Genomic DNA, 14,084 nt, shown 5'->3' on the forward strand with positions numbered 1-14,084 from the left:
GGGGTTGCGCGGGGCGCCTATGAACTCGGTGCTTTCTGATTGACGGCGGCAGCGGGGACTGTGCGTGGTTGCTCGCGGCGTTCCCCGCAGCCACCCTCAGGCGACCGCGCTCAGCGTGTCCGCCAGTCGGCGTCGTGCCGCGCGGGACGCCGGGAGGGCGGCGAGCGCGGCGGCGCCGAGCACCGCCGCCGCGCCGAGCAGCAGCAGGAGGGTGGCGGGCGGACCCTGGGCGATGCCGGCGCCGATGCCGCTCGATCTGCCCTGGGCGTCGATCAGCCAGTGCGCCAGGGGTACGCCGAGGGCCGTACCGATGACGACCGCGGCCAGGGCCGTGCAGGCGGTGGACGTGACGGTGATCGCGGTGATCTGCCGTGGGGACAGGCCGATGGCCTTCAGGGCCAGCAGGTCACGTTCGCTCTCGCGGACGGTGCCGCCGATCGCGGTGAGCAGTTCGATGAGCCCGATGAGAGCCAGGACGGCGATCAGGCCGACGACGACTCCGCGCAAGGGAGAGAGCCCGTCGGCGGGGTTGGGTACGGCGTGGACGTCCAGGCTGCCGTGCCCGGCTGTGGACAGCCGGTCGGCGACTTGGCCGGGGTCCGCCCCCGGGTCGAGCCGTAGCTCGTAGAGGGTGGGGCCGAGGCCTGGGTCGTTCTCGCGGAGGGTGTCGAGGGAGGTGGAGATGACCCGGCCGGCGTTCTCCGGTTCGATGCTGCGGCCCACGATGTGCAGGATCTGCGGCTGGTCGCCGACGGTCATCCGCACCCAGTCGCCGACCCGCACGTCCAGCAGTTCCAGCAGGCCCTGCCCGGCCACCGCCTCGTCGCGGCCCTGGGCCGGGCGGCCCTCGGCCAGGGTGTACGGGTAGGGGTCCGCGTGGGTGCCGAGGCCGCGCAGGGCGATCGTGGCGGTCTGGCCCGGGACGAGGGCGGCCACCTCGACACCCGGGTAGGCGGCGGCGACCTGCGGGTCGCGTTCCAGCAGGGCGCGGGTGTCGCGTTCGGCGAGGCCGGAGTCGGCGTGGACGGTCAGGGCGGTCGGCAGGCCGACCTGGTCGGGCCGGCTGTCGAACCGCTCGATCGTGGTCCACGCGCTAATCGCAACCACGATCAGCAGCAGCGGCAGCGCGAGCCGGGCGACCGTCGCCAGGGACCGGAGGCGGCGCGTGAAGGCCCGGTGCCAGCCCAGGACCAGCGCGGGCGGCAGCCGTAGCCCGAGCGCGCCGCGCGCCACGCCCGAGAGCCGACCGCCGAGCGGAGCGGTCGGCCGCGGCACCGGTACCGGGGGCACCCGCCCCGCCCGCCACGCCGCGAGCCCGGTGGTCGCGCCGATGAGCAGCACCGCCGCGACCGGCACCACGACCAGCGCCAGGGTGTGTCCGGGCAACCCCTGCCAGACCCCGACCGCATCCCCGAGGCGCCCCGGAATACGGCTGCCCAGGGCCTGGAGGACGGAAGCGGCGGCCACCGCGCCCAGCAGGGCGTAGGCCAGGTGCTGGAGCAGGAAGACGCGAACCACCTGGCCAGGAGTGAAGCCGATCGCCTTCAGCACCGAGATGTCCCGCAGATGCCCGCGGATCCGGGTGCCGATCGCCCCGTGCACGGCGAGCCCGGCGGCGACCAGCGCGCCCAGCCCGAACAGGCCCAGCACCTGCCCGAGCAGCCGGTTGTCGCCCTGGGCCTCGGCGCGCCCCTGCTTCCAGGTGGAGACCTCGCTGACCGCACCGGCGCCGAGTACCGTCACGGCGCGCTGGACGGCGTAGTCGGTGTCGTCGGGGTTGGTCAGTCGCAGCCCGATCACCTGCCCGCCCGGGTCGCGCACCGCGGACGGCGGAGCCCAGACGAGGCCCGGCTGCTCGCCCGGCCGGTAGCGCGGCTCGGCGCTGTCGGCGATGCCGAGCACGGTCAGGCTCCGGTCGGTTCCGGGCAGGGTGAGGGTGTCGCCGGGGGCGGCCAGCAGGGCCCGGGCCAGCCGGGTCTCCAAGACCACGCCGTCGGGGTTCGCGGGGTCCAGCCAGTGACCGGAGGTGAGGAGCGGGCGGCCCACGGTGGGGCGCTCGGGAGTGCCGCGCAGCTCGACGGAGGCGCGGGTTCCGCGGGAGGCGAGAGTGGTGGAAGTGGTGGGGTAGGGGCCCGCGACGGAATCGACGCCGTCGAGGTCGGCGAGTTTCCCGGTGTCGGGCGAGGGGCCGGTGTGCAGCCATACGTGCGCGCCGTGCGCCTGGGTGAAGACGCGCTGCCAGGGGTTGGTGGCGTAGCCGAAGAGGGCCGTGGCCAGCAGGAGCGAGACGACGATCCCGGCCGTGGCGAGCACGAGGAACAGGGCCTCGCCGCGGTGCGTGCGCAGATCGGAGTGTGCCCAGCGCAGGGTGGCTCGCATCTCAGTCCCGGAGCTCCAGCACACCGGATATCCCGGTGCGGCGCGGCGGTGTGCCGCCGTCCAGTTCGGCGTCGTCGGCGATCCGCCCGTCGAAGAAGCTGATCACCCGGTCCGCCGCGCTCGCCAGCCGTGCGTCATGCGTGACCAGCACGATGGTCTGGCCGCGCTGGTGGAAGCGGGACAGCAGCCGCATCACCTCGCGGGTGCCCTTGCTGTCCAGGCTGCCGGCGGGCTCGTCGGCCAGCAGCAGCGGCGGACGGTTGACCAGGGCCCGGGCCAGCGCGACCCGCTGCTGCTCGCCACCGGACAGCTCGCCCGGCATGCTCCGCTCCTTGCCCGTGAGGCCCAGCTCGGCCAGCAGCTCCGCCCGCTCGGCGCGCGCCCGCTTCGGCGGGACGCCGGCCAGCAGCGCGGGCAGCTCGACGTTGTCGGCGACGGACAGGTCGGAGACCAGGTTGAAGAACTGGAAGACGATCCCGATGCGCTTCCTGCGCTCCACCGCCCAGCGGGCCTCGCTCCAGCGGTCCGCGCACTCGCCGTCCAGCCAGATGCTCCCGCTGTCCGGGCGCAGCAGCCCGCCCAGCAGATGCAGCAAAGTCGACTTACCGGCACCGGACGGACCGGTGACCGCCACGAACTCGCCCTGCCGCACGGAAAGATCCACGCCCCGCACGGCATGTGCCGGCGCGCCCTCGCCGTGATGTGTCTTGACCAGGCCCTCGGAGCGCAGCACAGGGCGCTCGGCGCCGGTCCCGGCGCTCTTCGCGCCCGGCCCGGCACTCCTGGCGCCCGGCCCGGCATTCTTCGCGTCGCGCCCAGCGCTCTTCGCGTCGCGCCCAGCGCTCTTCGCGTCGCGCCCAGCGCTCGTCGCGCCCGCCTCAGCACCGTCGGCGCGCAGCCCAGGAGTGGAATCGTCGCTCACTCCAGCTCCTCCAGCTCTTCCTGGCACCGCTCCAGCCAGTCGAGATCGGCCTGAAGGTGCAGCATCGCGCCCTCGATCAGCAGATGCGCGATGCGGTTGTCCCGGTCCTCGGCGGCGGCCAGCTTCGACAGTTGACGCATGGTGTTCAGGTACTGGCGCCGCTGTTGGTTGATGAGGGAGATCTGGTCGGCGAGACCGGTCTGCGGGGCGACGGCCAGCTTCATGAAGAACTCGTCCCGCACCCGTGGCTCGTCCTCGGGCTCCTCGAACCAGGCGCGCAGCGCCTCACGCCCGGCGTCGGTGAGGTGGTAGACCTTCTTGTTGGGCCGGCTCGACTGCTCGACGTCCTCGCCCTCTATCAGCCCCGATTTCTCGAGACGGCCGAGGGTCACATAGATCTGGCCGACGTTCGGCTGAGGGTACGCGGAGCCCAGCAGTTGCTCAAGGTCCTGCTTCAGCTCGTAGCCGTGCGCCGGGCCGCGTGCCAGCAGGGCCAGGAGGGGCAGCCGCACTCGACCTCTCCTCCTCGCATCCTGGGTAATGTGCTGCGAGCCCTAGTATCGCGCATACCTAACAGGTATACATGGCCTCTGACCCCGGACGAAGAAGTTCGGCGCCAGGTGTACAGGGAGGAACCTATGCGGTGGATCCATGCCGCCGGTAGGGGCCTTCTCGTCCTCGTGGTGATCCTGACCGGCTACGTCGCCTCCGGCGCACGTGCCGACGAGGGCCCCGCGAGCGGCAGGGGACCGATGACCCTCGCCACCGCCGGAGACCTCACGGGCTATCTCGGCTCCGTCCTGGACGGCTGGAACCGTACCCACCCCGACGAGAAGGTCACCCTCGTCGAGCTGCCCGACTCCGCCGACGAGACCCATGCGCAGATGACCACCGACCTGCGCGCCGGCGACCGCAGCCGATTCGACATCCTCAACATCGACGTCAGCTGGACCTCGGAGTTCGCCGCGCAGGGCTGGATCCGTCCGCTGGCCCGCGACCGCTTCCCGCTGGACACCTTCCTGCCTCCGGTCGTGGACACGGCGACCTACGACAGACAGCTCTACGCCGTCCCGTACGTCACCAATGCCGGCCTGCTCCTCTACCGCAAGGACATCCTCGCCAAGGAGGGCGTCGACCCCCCGCGCACTTGGGCCGAACTGGAACGGGCCGCGAGGGCCATCGCGCCGAAGTACGGCCTCGACGGCTACGCGGGCCAGTTCCTGCCCTACGAGGGCCTCACCGTGAACGCCGCCGAGGCCGTCTACTCGGCGGGCGGCTCGATCCTCGGCGACGAGGGCGAGCGCGTCACCGTGAACTCGACGGCGGCCCGCGACGGCATCGACTTCCTCGCCCGGGGCGTGCGCGAGGGCTGGATCCCCAAGCAGGCGCTGACCTACAAGGAGGAGGAGTCCAAGCAGGCCTTCCAGGACGGACGCCTGCTCTTCCTCCGTAACTGGCCGTACGCCTATGTCGGCGCGTCGGCCAAGGGTTCGCCGGTCTCCGGGAAGATCGGTGCGGTGCCGCTGCCGGGTCCGGACGGGCCGGGCAGGAGCGTGCTGGGCGGCTCCAACCTGGCCGTCAGCGCCCACGCCCGGCATCCCGACTCGGCCGCCCGGCTGATCGCGTACCTGACCAGTGAGCCCGTCCAGCGCCAGGTCCTCACGCGCGGCGCGCTGCCGCCCGTACGGGCCGACCTGTACGAGGATCCCGCGCTGGTGCGGGAGTTCCCGTATCTGCCGACCCTGCGCGAGAGCGTGCGCACGGCCGCGCCGCGCCCCAAGAGCCCCCGCTACGACCAGGTGAGCCTGGTGGTGCAGGCCGTCGTGCACGACGCGATGACCGGGCGCGAGACGCCCGCGGCAGCTGTGCGGCGGCTGGCGAGGGAGCTCGCCGCCATCTCCTCTCGCTAGTTACTTGTTAAGTAACGCCAAGGTCTCTTCTGTGGCCGTTCCGCCCTGAAATAGGCGGATATAAAGCCCTGACTGTCCGGTAGCTTGCGTCCAGTTCATTGACACCCTCCTGAAACAGCTACTTAACATGCATGCATGCTGAGTAAGTACCACTGGTGGCGTGACGCGGTGATCTACCAGGTCTACGTCCGCAGCTTCCTCGACAGCACCGGCGACGGTGTCGGCGATCTCGCCGGTGTCCGGGCCGGGCTGCCGTATCTGAAGAAGCTGGGCGTCGACGGGATCTGGCTGAGCCCCTTCTATCCCTCGCCGCAGCACGACCACGGCTACGACGTCGCCGACTACTGCGACGTCGACCCCCTCTTCGGTGATCTCGCCGAGTTCGACCTGCTGGTCGCGGCGGCCCGGCGGATCGGGATCAAGGTGCTGCTCGACATCGTCCCGAACCACTGCTCCAGCGAGCACCCGTGGTTCGAGGAGGCGCTGGCCGCCGAGCCCGGCAGCGCCGCCCGTGCCCGTTTCCACTTCGCCGACGGCCGGGGGAGCGACGGCGAGGAGCCGCCCAACAACTGGCACTCCATGTTCGGCGGCCCGGCCTGGAGCCGGGTGACCGAGGCGGACGGGCGGTCCGGCCAGTGGTACCTGCACATGTTCGCGCCCGAGCAGCCCGACTGGAACTGGCGCAACCCCGAGATCGGCGCCGAGTTCGACCGCATCCTCCGCTTCTGGCTGGACCGCGGTATCGACGGCTTCCGCATCGACGTCGCCGCCGGCCTCTACAAGCACCCCGAGCTGCCCGACTCCGACGACCCGGAGGCCGACGCCCGCACCCGCGACTCGGTCAACCCGCTCGCCTGGAACCAGCCCGAGGTGCACGAGGTGTGGCGCCAGTGGCGTTCCATATGCGAGGAGTACACCGCCCGCGACGGCCGCGAGCGCCTCCTCGTCGGCGAGGTCTCCGTGCCGACCGCGCGCGAGCACGCCCAGTACGTCCGCTCCGACGAGCTCCACCAGGCCTTCTTCTTCGACCTGCTCAGCGCCCCCTGGGAGGCCGACGCATTCCGCAAGGTCATCTCCGAGGCCATGCAGGACATCGCCGGCACCGGCTCCACGGTCACCTGGGTCCTCAACAACCACGACCAGGTCCGCACCGTCACCCGCTACGGCGAACCAGCCACCGAGGGCACGGGTCTCGGCGCCGCCCGCGCCCGCGCCGCCGCGCTGCTGATGCTGGCGCTGCCCGGAGCGGCGTACATCTACCAGGGCGAGGAGCTGGGTCTGCCCGAGGTCGTCGACCTGCCCGACGACGTCCTCACCGACCCGATCTTCCACCGCACCGGCAGCCGGGCCCGCATCCGCGACGGCTGCCGGGTGCCGCTGCCGTGGTCGGGCCAGGCGTCGCCCTTCGGCTTCACCTCAGGCGCCGAGAGTGCCAAGCCGTGGCTGCCGCAGCCGGAGTACTTCGCCGAGTACGCCACCGACCGCGCCCTCGCCGACACCCGCTCCTTCTGGCACCTGTACCGGGACGGTCTCCAGCTCCGCGACGCCCTGCCCCAGTTGGGTGAAGGCACGCTGCGCTGGCTGGACAGTCCGCCCGGCGTCCTGGCCTTCGTCCGCGGCGACGGCCTCGTCTGCGCCGTCAACTTCGGTACGGCGCCCACCCCGGCGCCGGTCTCCGGCACTCCACTGCTGTCCAGCGGCCCCTGCCCGGCCGGGGTGCTGCCCGGCTCGACGGCCGCGTGGTGGATCGGCGACGACGCCGACCACTGAAGCCCTCCAGGAGCCCCGAGCTCCCGTCAACTCCCACCCCCCCGAAGGGACATCAACGATGATGCGACGACGTACGACCCTGCTCACCGGCTGCACCGCCCTCGTCCTGGCGCTCGGCGCGACCGCCTGTGGCGGCGGACCGGTCTCCGCCGGCGGCGGAGACAAGGCGCTCGGCGGACAGACGATCACCGTGGCCGGCGTGTGGACCGGCACCGAGCAGAAGAACTTCCAGAAGGTCCTGGACGCGTTCACCGAGAAGACCGGCGCAAAGACGACGTTCGTGTCCACCGGGGACAACGTCTCCACCGTCGTCGGCAGCAAGATCGAGGGCGGCAACGCCCCCGACGTGGTGATGGTCCCGCAGGTCGGCGTGCTCCAGCAGTTCGCGAAGAACGACTGGCTCAAGCCGCTGTCCAAGACCGCCCAGAAGTCCGTCGACGCCAACTTCGCGCCCGTGTGGAAGGACTACGGAAGCGTCGACGACACCCTCTACGGCCTCTACTTCAAGGCCGCCCACAAGTCGACCGTGTGGTACAGCCCCGACGCCCTCGCCCAGGCCGGTGTCGAGCCGCCGAAGTCGTACGACGACCTGCTGAAGGCCGGCCGGACCGTCTCCGACTCCGGCCTTGCCGCGTTCTCCGTCGCCGGGCAGGACGGCTGGACGCTGACCGACTGGTTCGAGAACGTCTACCTCTCCCAGGCCGGACCCGAGAAGTACGACGCCCTCGCCGCGCACCAGCTGAAGTGGACCGACGCGTCCGTCGTCGAGGCCCTCACCACCCTGGGCAAGCTGTTCAAGGACAAGCAGCTGATCGCGGGCGGCCAGCAGGGCGCCCTCAACACCGACTTCCCCGGCTCGGTGGAGAAGGTCTTCGGGCCCGAGCCCGAGGCGGGCATGGTCTACGAGGGCGACTTCGTCGCGGGCGTCGCCAAGGACCAGTTCGGCAAGAAGATCGGCGAGGACGCGAACTTCTTCCCCTTCCCCGCCGTCGGCGGCGGCAAGGCGCCGGTGGTGAGTGGTGGTGACGCGGCGGTCGTCCTGAAGGACGGCAAGAACCAGAAGGCCGGCATGGCGCTGCTGGAGTACCTGGCGACGCCGGAGGCCGCGGCGGTGTGGGCGGAGGCAGGAGGCTTCCTGTCCCCGAACAAGAACGTCGACCTCGCGTCGTACGGCGACGACGTGACCCGGGCGACCGCCAAGTCCCTCGTCTCCGCGGGCGATTCGAACTCGGTCCGCTTCGACATGTCCGACCAGGCCCCGGCCGCGTTCGGCGGCACCAAGGGCGCGGGCGAGTGGAAGCTCCTCCAGGACTTCCTGCGCGACCCGTCCGACCCGAAGGGCACCGCGGCGAAGCTGGAGGCCGCGGCGGCCAAGGCGTACGAGGGCCAGGGCTGACGCGACATGACCGCCACTCTCCTGAAAGAGGCGAGCCGTGGGGCCGCCGTGGGGCCGGGCAGGGAACGTGCCCGGCGCTCGCGGCGGCGCGCGCGGATCATCGCCCTGCTCTTCGTCTTCCCCGCGCTGCTCCTGCTGGGCGCGCTGGTCGTGTATCCGGTGCTGTTCTCGGTCGGCCGCAGCTTCTTCGACGCCACCGGCACCCGCTTCGTGGGCGGCGAGAACTACGCCGAGATGTTCCGCGACCCGGCCACCCTCAAGGCCATCCGCAACACCACGATCTGGGTGGTGGTGGCCCCGGCCCTGCTGACCGGCCTCGGCCTGATCCTGGCCGTGCTGGTGGAGAAGGTCCGCTGGGCGACCGCTTTCAAGCTGCTGCTGTTCATGCCGATGGCCGTGTCCTTCCTCGCCGCCGGCATCATCTTCCGCCTCGCCTACGACGAGGACCCCGACAAGGGCGTGCTGAACGCCGCGGTCGTCTCCGTGCACGACGCCTTCCAGGGCACGTCGACGTATCCGACGGCCCGGGCCCGCGACGGGCAGGGGCTCGCGAAGGGGGCGGACGGCTCGTACCGCACGAGCGCGACTGCGTCGCCGGGTGAGTCGGTCACGCTGGGACTGGTCGGTGTCCTGCCCGACGACCTGCCCCGAGACACCGAGCCGGCGTACACGGCGGCGGGGCGGAAGGCGAGCCCCGGCGAGCTGCGGGGCGTCGTGTACCTGGACTTCACGCCCGGTGGGGGAGGTGAGCAGGGCAAGGTCGACCGGCGGGAGAGCGGGCTGCCGGAGATGAAGGTCGAGGCGGTGCGGGCCGGGAAGGCGGTCGCGTCGACGACGACGGCGTCCGACGGCTCCTTCCGCTTCGAGGGGCTGGGCGACGGCTCGTACACGGTGAAGCTGCCGGCGTCGAACTTCGCCGCTCCCTACGAGGGCGTCTCCTGGCTCGGTCCCACGCTCGTGACACCGGCGATCATCGGGGCGTACCTGTGGATCTGGACCGGGTTCGCGATGGTCCTGATCGGCGCGGGGCTGGCAGCACTGCCGAGGGACGCGCTGGAGGCGGCGCGGATGGACGGCGCGAACGAGTGGCAGATCTTCCGGCGGATCACGGTGCCGCTGCTGGCGCCGGTGCTCACGGTCGTCTTCGTCACCCTCGTGATCAACGTGATGAAGGTCTTCGACCTCGTCTACATCATCGCGCCCGGGCCGGTGCAGGAGGACGCGACCGTGCTCGCGACACAGATGTGGCTGGTGTCGTTCGGCGGCGGCAACAACCAGGGGCTGGGCAGCGCGCTGGGCGTCCTGCTTCTGCTGCTGGTCATCCCGGCCATGGTGCTCAACGTCCGCCGTTTCCGAGGGAGTCAGCGATGAACGCGGTCAAGCGCGGGCTGGGCAACGGAGTCGTCCAGGCGCTTCTCGTGGTGGTCGGGCTGGTGTGGCTGACACCGCTCGCCGGACTGTTCCTGTCGTCCCTGCGGTCCGCCGAGGACACGGCGAAGGGCGGCTGGTGGACCGTGTTCACCAGTCCCGGTCAGCTGTCCTTCGACAACTACTCGGCGCTGCTGGGGAACGCCGGGATAAGCCAGGCCTTCTGGAACACCGTGCTGATCTCGGTGCCGGCGACTGTGCTGGTCGTGGTCCTCGCGGCGCTCGCCGGATACGCGTTCGCGTGGCTGGACTTCCCCGGGCGTGAGGTGATCTTCCTGGTCGTGGTGGCGCTGCTGGTGGTCCCTGTGCAGATCGGGCTGCTCCCCGTGGCCAAACTCTTCGGCCAGCTCGGGCTGTTCGGCACGATTCCCGGGGTTGTCCTCTTCCATGTGGCGTACGGGCTGCCGTTCGCGGTGTTCCTGCTGCGGAACTACTTCGCCGAGATGCCGAAGGAGATGCTGGAGGCAGCGCGGATGGACGGCGGCGGTGAGTGGCGGATCTTCACGCGGCTGGTCCTGCCGGTGGGGCGTCCGGCGATCGCCTCGCTGGCCATCTTCCAGTTCCTGTGGGTGTGGAACGACATGCTGGTGGCGTTGCTGTTCGCCGACAGTGCGTCGCAGCCTTTGACGGTTGAACTCCAGTCACAGATACGGCAGTTCGGCAGCAACATCGATGTGCTGGCGCCGGGGGCGTTTGTGTCGCTGGTGGTGCCGGTGGTCGTGTTCTTCGCGTTTCAGCGGCATTTTGTGCAGGGGGTGATGGCGGGATCGGTGAAGTAGGGGTTCCTCGCCCCCGCCGCCCCCCAACTCACGGCGACGCAGGTGGATACAGCGACCGAGGCAGCTGGGACGCCGCCGCCGTGTCCAGCAACCACAGGGTCCTGGAACGGCCGTACGCCCCGGCCGCCGGCGCCTGGATCTCACCCGCCCCCGAGAGGGCGATCGCCACGGCCCGAGCCTTGTCCTCCCCGGCCGCCAGCAGCCACACCTCCCGCGCCGCCCGAATCGCGGGAAGCGTGAGCGTCACCCGCGTCGGCGGCGGCTTAGGCGCCCCGTGGACGCCGACGACGGCGCGGTCCGTCTCCCGTACCGCGGGGAGTTCGGGGAACAGGGACGCGACGTGCGTGTCGGGGCCCACGCCCAGCATCAGGACGTCGAACGTGGGCACCGCCCCGTGGTTCTCCGGACTCGCCGACCTCGCCAACTCCTCCGCGTACGAGGCGGCCGCTGCCTCCACATCCGCCCCGAACAGCCCGTCCGACGCCGGCATGGCATGCACCCGCTTCGGATCCAGCGGCACCGCGTCCAGCAGAACCTCGCGGGCTTGCGTGACGTTGCGCTCGGGGTCGCCCTCGGGGAGGAAGCGTTCGTCGCCCCACCAGAGGTCCAGCCGACCCCAGTCGATCGCGTCCCTCGCGGGGGCGGCCGCGAGGGCGGCGAGAAGGCCGTTGCCGTTGCGACCGCCCGTGAGGACCACGGACGCGCTGCCCCGGGAGGCCTGCGCGTCCACGATCTTCGTGATGAGCCGGGCTGCCGCGGCCTGCGCCATCAGCTCCTTGTCGTGGTGCACGACCAGCTGCGGAGTACTCACTTCGCCGCCGCCTTCGTCACCGGTTCCTGCGCCTTCGCTTCCTTCCCGGATGCTTCCGCAGCGATCTGGGCGGGCCCTGCGGCCGGTTCTCCTTTGGCCGGCCCCTCCACCTCCGTGGGCGGTTCCTCCGCCCGGGCCACCGCAGCCCCGGCCAGCGCCACGGCCTGCACGGCCTTCGCCACCGCCGCCTCGGCCGCCTCCGCGCCCCGGACCGCCGAAACCGGCCCGGAGTTCAGCCGCTCCACCCCGAACCGCAGCGCCGACGCATACGTGTCGTCCGGGTCGAGCCGCCGCAGTTCCTCCGCGATCAGCTCGGCCGTCTCGCGCCGCTTCAGCGCCACCGCACGGTCCGGCTGGCCCTGGATGGAGAGGGTCGCCAGGGAGCCGTCCGCACGGTCCAGCGTGATCGGGCCGCTGTCGGTGTCCATCCGGACCGCCGTCAGACCGGGGCCCGAGGACAGCGACCGCTTGACGGGGACGTCCAGCCGGTCCGCGAGCCACATCGCCAGCAGCTCACAGCTCGGGTTGAACTCCTCGCCCTCCACCTCGACGGCCTTCACCTCGCAGACCACCTGGTCCAGAGCCGCCGCGAGCATCGAACGCCATGGCGTGATGCGGGTCCAGGAGAGATCCGTGTCGCCAGGGGTGTAGGTGTCCGCACGCGCCGACAGCTCCCGTACCGGCTGCTCCGAGGCGTACGTGTCCGTCACCCGGCGCTGGGCCAGCGCGCCCAGCGGGTCGTTCGCCGGGTCGAGCGGCGCGTTCACCGGCCACCAGACCACAACCGGGGCGTCCGGCAGGAGGAGAGGCAGCACCACCGACTGCGCGTGGTCGGACACCTCGCCGTACAGCCGCAGCACCACCGTCTCGCCGCTGCCCGCGTCCGCGCCCACCCGCACCTCGGCGTCCAGCCGGGACTGCGTACGGTCCCGGGGTGAGCGCGAGACACGCTTGATGACGACCAGCGTGCGCGAGGGGTGCTCGTGCGACGCGTCGTTGGCGGCCCTCAGGGCGTCGTAGGCGTTCTCCTCGTCCGTCACGATGACCAGCGTGAGCACCATGCCGACGGCCGGCGTGCCGATGGCCCGACGGCCCTGCACCAGCGCCTTGTTGATCTTGCTGGCCGTGGTGTCGGTCAGGTCTATCTTCATGGCCGGCGCCAGCTCCGTCCGTCTCGCTCGAGCATTTCGTCCGCCTCGACGGGGCCCCAGGTACCCGCCGGGTACTGGGCGGGCCTGCCGTGCCGGTCCCAGTACTCCTCGATCGGGTCGAGGATCTTCCAGGACAGCTCGACCTCCTCGGTGCGCGGGAAGAGGTTCGAGTCGCCCAGGAGGACGTCCAGGATCAGGCGTTCGTACGCCTCGGGCGAGGACTCCGTGAAGGACTCGCCGTACGCGAAGTCCATCGACACGTCCCGGATCTCCATCGAGGTGCCCGGCACCTTCGAACCGAAGCGGACCGTGACGCCCTCGTCCGGCTGGACGCGGATGACGATCGCGTTCTTGCCGAGCTCCTCCGTCGCCGTGTGGTCGAAGGGGGAGTGCGGCGCCCGCTGGAAGACCACGGCGATTTCCGTCACTCGCCGGCCCAGGCGCTTGCCGGTGCGCAGATAGAAGGGGACGCCCGCCCAGCGGCGGTTGTCGATGCCCAGCCTGATCGCGGCGTACGTGTCGGTCTTCGAGTGGGCGTCGATGCCCTCCTCCTGGAGGTACCCGACCGCCTTCGCGCCGCCCTGCCAGCCGGCCGCGTACTGCCCGAACACCGTGTCCCGGCCCAGGTCCTTCGGCAGCCGTACGGCACCGAGCACCTTGGTCTTCTCCGCCGCCAGCGCGTCCGCGTCGAAGGAGGCGGGCTCCTCCATGGCGGTCAGGGCCATGAGCTGGAGGAGGTGGTTCTGGATGACGTCACGGGCGGCGCCGATGCCGTCGTAGTAGCCGGCCCGGCCGCCGATGCCGATGTCCTCGGCCATGGTGATCTGCACATGGTCCACGAAGGACCGGTTCCAGATCGGCTCGAACATCGTGTTGGCGAAGCGCAGCGCCAGGATGTTCTGGACGGTCTCCTTGCCCAGGTAGTGGTCGATCCGGAAGACCTGGTCCGGGGCGAAGACCTCGTGGACGACCTTGTTGAGCTCCTCGGCGGAGGCCAGGTCGTGACCGAAGGGCTTCTCGATGACCGCGCGGCGCCAGGAGCTGGGCGTCTGGTCGGCGAGGCCGTGCTTCTTCAGCTGCTGGATGACCACCGGGAAGGAGCGCGGTGGCACCGAGAGGTAGAAGGCGAAGTTGCCGCCCGTGCCCTGGGCCTTGTCCAGCTCCTCGATGGTGCCGCGCAGCCGCTCGAAGGCGTCGTCGTCGTCGAAGGTGCCCTGCACGAAGCGCATGCCCTGGATGAGCTGCTGCCAGACCTCCTCGCGGAAGGGGGTGCGGGCGTGCTCCTTGACCGCGTCGTGGACCTCGGCCGCGAAGTCCTCGTGGGCCCACTCGCGGCGGGCGAAGCCGACCAGCGAGAAACCCGGTGGCAGCAGACCCCGGTTCGCGAGGTCATAAACCGCCGGCATCAGCTTCTTACGTGACAAATCGCCCGTAACGCCGAAAATCACCAGGCCCGACGGCCCCGCGATACGCGGGAGCCGTCGGTCGGCGGCGTCACGAAGCGGGTTCGCTTCCGTGACGGTAAAGGGTGACAAGGG

11 protein-coding genes are annotated in these 14,084 nt (G+C 71.1%); 5 read left to right on the forward strand and 6 right to left on the reverse strand.

Features of this window, described 5'->3' with window-relative positions; all coding sequences use genetic code 11:
• Positions 1-96: 96 nt before the first annotated feature.
• The 3 genes from KUM44_RS10970 to KUM44_RS10980 form a co-directional block, all read right to left on the reverse strand.
• Positions 97-2,379: an FtsX-like permease family protein gene (locus tag KUM44_RS10970; protein ID WP_217207614.1), complete on the reverse strand. Its 2,283-nt coding sequence runs from the start codon at positions 2,377-2,379 to the stop codon at positions 97-99.
• A gap of 1 nt (position 2,380) precedes the next feature.
• A complete protein-coding gene (locus KUM44_RS10975) occupies positions 2,381-3,112 on the reverse strand; it encodes an ABC transporter ATP-binding protein (protein ID WP_217207667.1) in 732 nt (243 codons plus the stop codon).
• 185 nt (positions 3,113-3,297) lie between these two features.
• Complete coding sequence (locus tag KUM44_RS10980) at positions 3,298-3,813, reverse strand: PadR family transcriptional regulator (protein WP_217207615.1); 516 nt, start codon at positions 3,811-3,813, stop codon at positions 3,298-3,300.
• 126 nt (positions 3,814-3,939) lie between these two features.
• On the opposite strand from KUM44_RS10980, the gene KUM44_RS10985 reads away from it, so the two are divergent.
• The 5 genes from KUM44_RS10985 (at position 3,940) to KUM44_RS11005 (ending at position 10,584) form a co-directional block, all read left to right on the forward strand.
• Positions 3,940-5,211, forward strand: a complete 1,272-nt coding sequence (locus tag KUM44_RS10985) for an ABC transporter substrate-binding protein (RefSeq protein WP_217207616.1) — start codon at positions 3,940-3,942, stop codon at positions 5,209-5,211.
• 135 nt (positions 5,212-5,346) lie between these two features.
• Positions 5,347-6,981: a glycoside hydrolase family 13 protein gene (locus KUM44_RS10990; RefSeq protein ID WP_217207617.1), complete on the forward strand. Its 1,635-nt coding sequence runs from the start codon at positions 5,347-5,349 to the stop codon at positions 6,979-6,981.
• Between the two features lie 58 nt (positions 6,982-7,039).
• On the forward strand, positions 7,040-8,377 hold the full coding sequence (locus KUM44_RS10995; RefSeq protein ID WP_217207618.1) for an ABC transporter substrate-binding protein: 1,338 nt from the start codon (positions 7,040-7,042) through the stop codon (positions 8,375-8,377).
• 6 nt (positions 8,378-8,383) lie between these two features.
• A complete protein-coding gene (locus KUM44_RS11000; RefSeq protein ID WP_217207619.1) occupies positions 8,384-9,748 on the forward strand; it encodes an ABC transporter permease subunit in 1,365 nt (454 codons plus the stop codon).
• Positions 9,745-10,584 (forward strand): carbohydrate ABC transporter permease, encoded by an 840-nt coding sequence (locus KUM44_RS11005; protein ID WP_217207620.1) that lies wholly within the window; start codon positions 9,745-9,747, stop codon positions 10,582-10,584. The genes KUM44_RS11000 and KUM44_RS11005 overlap by 4 nt, the downstream gene beginning before the upstream one ends.
• Positions 10,585-10,612: 28 nt before the next feature.
• On the opposite strand, the gene pgl is transcribed toward KUM44_RS11005, so the two are convergent.
• From pgl to zwf, 3 genes are read right to left on the reverse strand one after another with little or no spacing between them, the layout of a single operon-like run.
• Positions 10,613-11,395, reverse strand: coding sequence for a 6-phosphogluconolactonase (pgl, locus tag KUM44_RS11010; protein ID WP_217207621.1), 783 nt, complete (start codon positions 11,393-11,395; stop codon positions 10,613-10,615).
• Complete coding sequence (opcA, locus tag KUM44_RS11015; RefSeq protein WP_217207622.1) at positions 11,392-12,546, reverse strand: glucose-6-phosphate dehydrogenase assembly protein OpcA; 1,155 nt, start codon at positions 12,544-12,546, stop codon at positions 11,392-11,394. The genes pgl and opcA overlap by 4 nt, the downstream gene beginning before the upstream one ends.
• The gene (gene zwf / locus KUM44_RS11020; protein ID WP_217207623.1) at positions 12,543-14,081 is read right to left on the reverse strand and encodes a glucose-6-phosphate dehydrogenase; all 1,539 of its coding nucleotides are present in this window, start codon (positions 14,079-14,081) and stop codon (positions 12,543-12,545) included. The genes opcA and zwf overlap by 4 nt, the downstream gene beginning before the upstream one ends.
• Positions 14,082-14,084: the final 3 nt, after the last annotated feature.

Source organism: Streptomyces sp. AC550_RSS872, assembly GCF_019049285.1.
GTDB lineage: Bacteria > Actinomycetota > Actinomycetes > Streptomycetales > Streptomycetaceae > Streptomyces.

Coding starts and splice junctions, on each gene's coding strand:
- KUM44_RS10990 (WP_217207617.1), top strand. CDS start 5,347: ATGCTGAGTAAGTACCACTGGTGGCGTGACGCGGTGATCTACCAGGTC.
- opcA (WP_217207622.1), bottom strand. CDS start 12,546: ATGAAGATAGACCTGACCGACACCACGGCCAGCAAGATCAACAAGGCG.
- KUM44_RS10995 (WP_217207618.1), top strand. CDS start 7,040: ATGATGCGACGACGTACGACCCTGCTCACCGGCTGCACCGCCCTCGTC.
- KUM44_RS10970 (WP_217207614.1), bottom strand. CDS start 2,379: ATGCGAGCCACCCTGCGCTGGGCACACTCCGATCTGCGCACGCACCGC.
- KUM44_RS11005 (WP_217207620.1), top strand. CDS start 9,745: ATGAACGCGGTCAAGCGCGGGCTGGGCAACGGAGTCGTCCAGGCGCTT.
- KUM44_RS10985 (WP_217207616.1), top strand. CDS start 3,940: ATGCGGTGGATCCATGCCGCCGGTAGGGGCCTTCTCGTCCTCGTGGTG.
- KUM44_RS11000 (WP_217207619.1), top strand. CDS start 8,384: ATGACCGCCACTCTCCTGAAAGAGGCGAGCCGTGGGGCCGCCGTGGGG.